The organism is Streptomyces sp. UNOB3_S3 (assembly GCF_020740895.1).
In the GTDB taxonomy this organism is placed as follows: Bacteria; Actinomycetota; Actinomycetes; order Streptomycetales; family Streptomycetaceae; genus Streptomyces.
This window is the reverse complement of sequence record NZ_JAILXP010000338.1, coordinates 1-7,818: the sequence shown is the minus strand read 5'-3', so window position 1 is coordinate 7,818 and position 7,818 is coordinate 1. Positions and strand designations below refer to the sequence as shown.

Genomic DNA, 7,818 nt, shown 5'->3' with positions numbered 1-7,818 from the left:
GCCTGCGTCCTCCGCTCCGGCGGTGCCGCCGTGTGCTCGGGCGGGGCCGCCGCCCGTCCACACCACCGCCGTGGCCCCGCCCGTGAGGACGGCGGCCCCGCCCGAGCACACGGCGGCACCGCCGGAGCGGAGGACGCAGGCACCGCCGGAGCGGACGGCGGCCCCGCCGGCCGTCAGCCCGCAAGCTCCGACCGGGCACGCGCCAACCGGCTACTAGTGATCTCGTACGTGGGTGACGCGAACAGCCCCCGCGCCCGCCTCTCCGGGTCGGGGTGGGGGTTGCGGCAGAGCCGGCCGGCGAGGTCGCGGAGCTCCAGCATGGTGGGCACGGTCCGGCGCAGCGCCCCGGGGTCGCCGGTGAAGGCCCGCTCCAGGACGCACAGCAGGAGCGCGTAGACCTCGTCGAAGCGGTCGGCCGCCCGCCGGACCTCACCGCCCGGCGGGTAGTCGCGGGCCCGGGCGGCGGGGTCGATGGGCTGGACGTCGTCCCAGGTCACCGGAAGTGCCGGGCCGGTGGGCCCGGTGGCGGGGGTGTCGTGGGGCCCGTAGGAGCGCTCCCGGAGGATCTCGTCGAAGCGGAAGTAGTGCGCGGGCTGCCGGGCCTCGCCGAAGAGCCGGTCGTCGGTGTCGAAGACGGTCCGGTCGGCGCCCTCGCCCTGCTCGGTGATCACGCGCAGGGCGGTGAGCGCCGAGGCGAGGTCCGTGACGGGGAAGACCTCGCCGCCGGAGTTGTAGAAGTCCCGGGGCCCCACCTGGCGCGCGGGGTCGCCGTTGAAGAGCTCGCGCTCGCCGAGTCCGGCCGTCAGCCGGAGCACGCCCTCCCGGATGGTGCGGTAGAACTGGCCGACCGAGGTCCAGCCGTCGGCCTCGCGCACCGACGGATGGCCGGGCGGCCCGGCCACGTACGCGGGCCGTTCGACGGCCAGGAAGGTCTTCAGCGCCTCGGGGCCGAAGTGCCGCAGGGCGACGGTGACGTCGTCCTTGCTGAAGGGCAGCCGGGCGGGATAGGCGCTGACGAACCGGGAGTGGGCCACGAGGGGCCGGCCGCCGACGGCGTTGAGGAGATTGGCGACGAGCGTCATGTGGAGCATCTCCTCCAGCACCACGCTCCGGATGGCGAAGAAGGCGGCGCGGTTGGTGCCCGCCCGCATCGTGTACATCGCGGTCAGATAGGGCGGGATGGTGAGGTGCTCCAGCGTCAGCGCTGCCTGGAGGAACAACTGGAGGTCCGCGCGGTCGCGCGGCACCCGGAACGGCGGCTCGGCGAGAACGGCGGTCATGTCCGTTCCTCCTTCCGGCGTGTGACGGGGACGGGCCGGTGGAGCTCCCCGAGGTCGCGGTGGACGGCCCCGGCGCTGCGCAGCGCGAGGGCGGCCATGGTGAGCGAGGGGTTGGAGGTGCCGACCGAGGGCATGCTGCCGCAGCCGACGGCGTAGAGGTTGGGGTGGTCCCAGCAGCGCTGCCACGGGTCGACCACGGACGTCGTGGGCGAGTCGCCCATGATGTGGGTGCCGGCCGCGTGGCCCGCGCCCTGGAAGACGTAGTCGCTCCCCTCGAAGCGGTACCAGCCGGGCGCGGCGGGCCCCGGCGCGTACGCGGTCCGGTCGTCTGCGCCCAGCAGGGCGAAGAGGCGGGCGGAGACGGCCCTGGCGGCGGCGATGCCGCGTTTGACGTGGTCGGAGAGGTCGTAGGTGAGGACGGGCCGGGGATTGCCGAGGGGGTCGCGCCGGCGGGGGTCGACGGTGACGCGGTTGCGGCCCTCGGCGTCCTGTTCCATGGCGAACTGGAGGCACAGCTGCCGGCCGACCTCGCGGCCCAGCGTCTCGCGCAGCGCGGTGCCGAACAGGCCCTCGCCGCGCGGCGCCCCGGTGTCGGGCCCGATGCCGAGGAGGCGGGCGACGTCACTGGCCGGGGCACCGGTGGGCCAGCTCCAGCCCCAGTTGGCGATCTCCACGCGGAAGGGGGCGCGGGCGCGCCGGGCGGGCCCGGTGCGGAAGCCCTCCAGGCCGGAGGTGGAGCCGGGGCCCCGGAACGGGCCGGTGGGCCGGTCCAGCAGGCCCCAGGTGAGCAGCGTGGGGTGGTCCATGAGGTTGCGGCCCACCTGGTCGCTGCTGTTGGCGAGCCCGGAGAGCAGCAGCAGCCTGGCGTTCTCGATGGCGTGGGCGGCGAGGACGACGACGTCCGCCTCGGCGGTGTGCGTGGTGTGCGCGGGGGCGGCGGGGTCGTCGTAGCGCTGGTACTCGACGCCGAGGACGCGCCCGTTGCCCGCGACGAGGACCCTGTTGACCACGGCGCGGGTGAGGAGGGTGACTCGGTGGCTCCAGGTGGCCTGGGTCCTGCGGGCGTCGTACTTCGCCTGGACGGGGCAGATGGGGACGCAGGAGGCGTTGCCGACGCACCGCTCGCCGTAGTTGGGCAGGCCGGTGGCGCCCACGGGACGGTAGCCGCGGCCTCCGTCGTGGCGTGGGTCGGGGGTGCTGTTGCGGGCGTGTGGGGTGGTGACCACGCGCAGGACGGTCTCGGGACCGCCGGGTGTCTCCCGGACGGGCACGCCGTCGAGGCGGGCGGCGAGGACCCGGTCGAGGTGGCTGCGGGGGATCGCGCGCATCGGGTAGGCGTAGCCGGCCGGGAAGGGCAGGCCGATCGCGTCGCGCTGCTCGTCGGCGTCCCCGGCGGCGCCCAGCGCGTGTTCGGCGGCCCGGTAGTGGGGTTCCAGGTCGGCGTAGCCCAGCGGCCAGTCCCGGCCGTAGCCGTAGTCGGCGCGCACGGCGAAGTCGTCGGGGTGCATCCGGGGCACCAGGCCCATCCAGTGGAGGGTGGTGCCGCCGCGGGCGCGCAGGTAGTCGCTGGCGTAGGGCAGGGGGCCGTCCTGGACGAAGTGGCCGTGGGCCCGGTAGCCGCCGGACGGCAGGCCCTCCAGGTCGAGGACGTCCGGGGAGGGCGCGGCGGCGTTGGGCCGGTAGGGCGCGTTGGGGACCTTCGCGAGGGCCCCGTAGTAGGTGTTCAGGGCGTCGAGGTGGCCCGGCCAAGTGGCCGGGGTGCCGGTGCCGGCCTCCAGGACGAGGACGCGCCACCCCTGGTCGCCGAGGTGTTTGGCGACGAGGGAGCCGGCGAGGCCGGCGCCGACGACGATGACGTCGTGGCGGCGGTGCCCGGTGGGCTGACGGGCCGTCATACCGCACCCTCCGTGGCCGCACCCTCCGTCGCCGAGCCCTCCGTGGCCGGGTCCGGGGCGCCGGGGGGCGGGTCGGCCCAGGTGCCGAAGCCGGGCGGCCGGGCGCCCGGCGGGTGGCCGTGGAAGGTCCGCCAGGCCAGGCCCTCGGTCCACGCCTCGGGCGAGACGACGAAGGCGGTGTTGGGCTTCTCGCGGCCGAGCGCCGTGTGGGTGGCGCGGGCGAGGGACGGCCAGACGCCCAGGTACCACAGGTGGGTGATGGCCCGGGCGATGTCGCGCGACACCTCGTCGGCGAGGGCGCCGGGGTCTCCCCCGGCGGCGGCCAGGTCGTCGAGGAAGCGGCCCACGGCCGCCCGGCCCAGCTGGTCGAGGGTGGTGTCGTGGTACAGCCGGACCATGCCGGTGCCCCGGAGGTCGAACTCGTCGAAGCCGGTGAGACGTACCGACAGTTCGACGAACCCGGCGCATTCCGGGGGCGCGGCGGGCGGCGCGGCGGGTGTGGGTGGTGATGACGTGTGCCGGGTGTCCATCCGTACTCCCCCGTCCATACGACTGCCGCATTTCTAGCGGACCGTCCGCAATGGGCGGAAGAGGGGTGAACGCCCTTCGTCTCCCGTGATGTTGTCCGGGGCCTTACCCGTGTGTCCTCAGCGTCGTACGAGGTCGCTGGGGTCGGTGTTGGCACCGCAGACCACCACGGCCACGCGCTCGCCCCCAGCAGGCGCGTACGCCGCGCCCGCTCCCCCGGCCAGGGCGGCCAGGGCGGTGGCGGCGGCGTGTTCGACGGCCAGCCTGCGGTCGTCCCAGAACGCCTGGCGGGCACGGACGATCGCGGTGTCGGGCACCAGCACGGAGCGCACACCGGGGTCCCGGGCGATGGCCAGGGCGGTGCGCGAGGCCCGGCGGGCGCCGAGCGCGTCGGCGGCGACGGAGTCGACGGGCACGTCGACGATCCGGCCGGCCTCCAGCGCGGCGTTCAGCGTGCGGCAGCCCTCGGGCTCGACGGCGACGGTCCGCACCCCGTGGTGGCGGGCGGCGGTGGCGACGCCGGAGAACAGCCCGCCGCCGCCGACCGCGACGACCACGGTGTCCAGCCCGGGCACCCGGTCCCGGATCTCGTCGACGAGCGTGCCCGCCCCGGCCGCGATCAGCGGGTGGTCGTAGGCGTGGCTGGCCAGGGCGCCGGTGGTCGCGGCGAACCCCTCGCAGGCCGCCAGCGCCTCGGCGTACTCGGTGCCCACCAGACGGACGTCCGCGCCGTAGCCGCGCAGTTTGGCCACCTTGACGTGGGGGGCGTTCTCGGGCAGGAAGACCGTCGCCCGCACCCCCTGGAGCCGGGCGGCCCACGCGCAGGCCAGCCCGGCGTTGCCGCCGGAGGCGATGGTCACGCCCGCCTCGGGCAGGGTGCCGGCCTCGCGGTGGGCGGCGAGGAAGTTGTAGGCGCCGCGCGCCTTGAAGGAGCCGGTGTGCTGCATGTGCTCCAGGGCCAGCCAGACGCCGTCGTCCCCCTCGACGACGGTGACGGGCCGGGTGTGCCCGGCCAGCCGGCCCGCGGCCCGCTCGATGTCGTCATAGGTGAGATCACGCACGGCCTGCTCCTTCGAATGAACGGATCACTCCACGGTACGGGACCTTTTCCGCTGGCGACTCGGCCGAATGGCCCTATTTTCACTGGCAGTCTGCTGGTTATAGGCGCTGATGCCATCTCAGAGATCGTTGCCCGCGTAGGAGAGGTTGAAGCTCTTGTTCGCCAGGGGGAAGTCCGGGACGATCGTGTCCGCCAGGGCCACCGGGAGCGCGGGCCAGTTGAGGAACGACGGGTCCACGATCTTCACCCGGCTCAGTACGGGGCCCGGGCCGGGGCCGAGTTCGACGCGGGTGGCGATCGTGCCGCGCCAGCCCTCGACGAGCCCCACGCCCGAGCGGGGGCCGGGGGCCGCCGGGCCGGTCCCGGGCGGCAGGGCCACGACGGAGCCCGGAGCGACGCCGTCCGCGAGCTGTTCGACGAGGGCCAGCGAGGTGTCGGCCTCCTCCGCCCGTACCAGGAACCGGGCCAGTACGTCGCCGCCCGAGTGGACCGGGACGCGCAGCGCGGGGCCGTAGTCGCACAGCGGATGGGCGAGGCGCGCGTCGGCGGCCAGGCCGCTGGCCCGTGCCACATAGCCCAGGCAGCCCAGGTCCCGGGCGGCCCCGGCGGCGAGCCGGGCCGTGCCCGTGAAGCGGTCCCGGACGGTGGTGTGACCCAGGGCAAGCTCCACGATCGAGCTGATGTCCTCGCCGAGCGCCCGCATCCGCCCCGGGCGGGGCACGGACCGCAGCTCCGCGCCGCCGAGGACGACGCCGCCGCGCAGCAGCCGGTGCCCGGTGACCTCCCGGTTGAGCCGCAGCAGTTCCTCCCGGACGCGCTGGGCCTGGGCGCCCAGCACGCCGTGGCCGACGTCGTTGCACAGCGCGCCCAGGTCGGCGACGTGGTTGTGGAGCCGTTCGAGTTCCAGGAGCAGCGCCCGGGCGCGGCGGGCGGCATCGGGGACCCGGACGGAGAGGGCCTCCTCGACGGCCAGGCAGTAGGCCAGCGCGTGTCCCACGGCGGTGTCGCCACTGACGCGCTCGGCCAGCGGCAGCCCGCGCCCGGGCGTCCGGCCCTCGAAGAGCTTCTCGACGCCCTTGTGCGTGAACCACAGCCGGGCCTTCAGCTTGATGATCGTCTCCCCGACCACGGAGAACCGGAAGTGGCCGGGCTCGATCAGCCCGGCGTGCACCGGGCCGACCGGGATCTCGTAGACGCCGTCGCCCTCGACCTCCAGGAAGGGGTACGGCCCCTCGGGCTCGGCGAAGGGCGGGGGCGGTCCCGCGTCCGGGCTCATCGGGTACCAGCCGCGCGGCCAGTGGAAGTGCCGTACGAGCCGGTGGGGCAGCGGGTGGTCCCGGGGGACGATGCCGTACAGGTCGCGCATCTCCCGCTCGAACCGTCCCCCGGGGAAGGAGAGCCGGGCCAGCGTGGGTAGTTCCGGCGCGTCGGGGTCGAGGCGTACGTGGAGTTCGGTACGGGTGTCGGGCGGGCCGGAGACGAAGAGGTGGACGACGCGCACGGCGCGGTCGCGGTCGCCGTGGGCCGGGTCGTGGTGGGCGGCGACCAGGGCGAGACGGTGGCCGGCGCGCAGCAGCGCGGCGAAGCGTCCGGGCAGTTCGGCGGCGTCGGTGTCGGTGACGGTCCGTGATCCGGCGGCCGTGTCGGGCGTCTTCATGGCTCACCGTCCTCCGACGATCGCCGCTGCGGCGTTCAGCAGCCCCGTGAGGGGCCCGGTGGTCACGCCGAGGGCCGCGCACAGCACCAGCCCGCCGGCCAGCGGGATCGCCTCCACGGCGGAGAGCCGCGCGGGCGGCCCCGGCAGGGGCGGCGGGCCCAGCAGCATCCGGGCCGTCCGGGCGCCCAGCGCGGCGAACGCGACCAGCAGCAGGAGCAGGGCGACCCCCATGACCGCGCCCATGCCCGCCGCGAACCCGGCCCGTACGAGCCCCACTTCGGCGGCGAACAGCCCGAACGGCGGCAGCCCCAGCAGGGCGAGCACGGCCAGCGCGAACAGGGCGCCCACGGCGGGCGCCTGCGCCAGCAGCCCGCGCACCCGGCCGATCCGGCTGGTGCCGCGCAGCCGCAGCACGTGCCCGGCCGTGCGGAAGGCGACGGCCTTGGCCAGCCCGTGCCCCGTGATGTGCAGCAGCATCGCGGAGGCGGCGAGCGGGCCGCCGACGGCGGCGCCGAGGGCGATCAGGCTCATGTGCTCCATGCTCGAATAGGCCAGCATCCGCCGGTGGTCGCGCTGGGCCAGCAGCAGGGCGGCGGCCAGCGCGAGGGTGAGCAGGGCCGTCACGGTGAGCAGGGCGCGGGTCCAGCCGGGGCCGAGGGCGGCGTCCGCGATCACCTTGTAGCGCAGCAGGGCGGTGAAGGCGACGGAGGACAGCACCCCGGACATCAGCGCGGAGACGGGCGCGGGCGCCTGGCCGTAGGCGTCGGGGAGCCAGGCGTGCAGCGGGGCGAGGCCGGCCTTGGCGCCGAAGCCGAGGACGACCAGGCCGGTGCCCAGCCGGGTGACGGCCGGGTCGAGCTCCCCGGCCCGGGCGGCGAGGGCCGGCCAGTCCAGCGCCGACGCCTCGGGGATCCCGGCGCGGCGGGCCGCGTAGTAGAGGAGCACGGTGCCCAGGAACGCCAGGGCGATGCCGGCCGAACAGATCAGCACGTACTTCCAGGCGGCCTCGACGGAGGCCCGGGTGCGGCGGTGGCCGACCAGGAAGGCGGTGAGGATCGTGGTCGCCTCGATCGCGATCCAGACGATCCCGAGGTTGGCGGCGAGGACGGCGGTGGCGAGCGTGCCGAGGAAGGCGTGGACCAGGGCGTGGTAGCGCCGGGCGGTCCGGGCCTCGGGCCCGGTCGCCGCGCAGGCCAGGACGGCCACGGCCCCGACCGTCAGCAGCATCCACACGCTGAGCGCGTCGGCGCGCAGCCCGTACCCGGCGACGGGGCCGTGCCGGGTGACGGTCCGGGCGAGGGCGACGGCGCAGGCGAGGACGGTGAGGGGGGAGAGGAGGGCGAGCCACGGGGTGACGGCGCGGGGCGTTCTCCCCCGGACCGCCCCTTCCCGAAACCG

Annotated in this window: 6 protein-coding genes; all 6 read right to left on the bottom strand. The window is 75.7% G+C overall.

Translation table 11 applies throughout. The features are described from left to right. Window positions 1-173: 173 nt before the first annotated feature. On the bottom strand, window positions 174-1,280 hold the full coding sequence (locus K6I33_RS27945; protein ID WP_229357314.1) for a ferritin-like protein: 1,107 nt from the start codon (window positions 1,278-1,280) through the stop codon (window positions 174-176). Next, window positions 1,277-3,175 (bottom strand): GMC family oxidoreductase, encoded by a 1,899-nt coding sequence (locus K6I33_RS27940; protein ID WP_229357313.1) that lies wholly within the window; start codon window positions 3,173-3,175, stop codon window positions 1,277-1,279. Before K6I33_RS27940 ends, K6I33_RS27945 begins: the two co-directional genes overlap by 4 nt. Continuing rightward, window positions 3,172-3,705 carry a hypothetical protein gene (locus tag K6I33_RS27935; protein WP_229357312.1) on the bottom strand — a complete coding sequence of 178 codons (534 nt, stop codon included), beginning with the start codon at window positions 3,703-3,705 and terminating at the stop codon, window positions 3,172-3,174. Before K6I33_RS27935 ends, K6I33_RS27940 begins: the two co-directional genes overlap by 4 nt. 117 nt (window positions 3,706-3,822) lie before the next feature. Beyond that, window positions 3,823-4,764 carry a serine/threonine dehydratase gene (locus tag K6I33_RS27930; RefSeq protein ID WP_229357311.1) on the bottom strand — a complete coding sequence of 314 codons (942 nt, stop codon included), beginning with the start codon at window positions 4,762-4,764 and terminating at the stop codon, window positions 3,823-3,825. A gap of 117 nt (window positions 4,765-4,881) precedes the next feature. Next, window positions 4,882-6,420 carry an NADH-quinone oxidoreductase subunit C gene (locus K6I33_RS27925; RefSeq protein WP_229357310.1) on the bottom strand — a complete coding sequence of 513 codons (1,539 nt, stop codon included), beginning with the start codon at window positions 6,418-6,420 and terminating at the stop codon, window positions 4,882-4,884. 3 nt (window positions 6,421-6,423) lie between these two features. Beyond that, window positions 6,424-7,818 (bottom strand): proton-conducting transporter membrane subunit (locus K6I33_RS27920; protein WP_229357309.1); only part of this gene is annotated, 1,395 nt, incomplete at its 5' end.

Bases quoted from the DNA above. Each gene is read 5' to 3' on its own strand.
- K6I33_RS27940 (WP_229357313.1), bottom strand. From the start codon at position 3,175: ATGACGGCCCGTCAGCCCACCGGGCACCGCCGCCACGACGTCATCGTC.
- K6I33_RS27925 (WP_229357310.1), bottom strand. From the start codon at position 6,420: ATGAAGACGCCCGACACGGCCGCCGGATCACGGACCGTCACCGACACC.
- K6I33_RS27945 (WP_229357314.1), bottom strand. From the start codon at position 1,280: ATGACCGCCGTTCTCGCCGAGCCGCCGTTCCGGGTGCCGCGCGACCGC.
- K6I33_RS27935 (WP_229357312.1), bottom strand. From the start codon at position 3,705: ATGGACACCCGGCACACGTCATCACCACCCACACCCGCCGCGCCGCCC.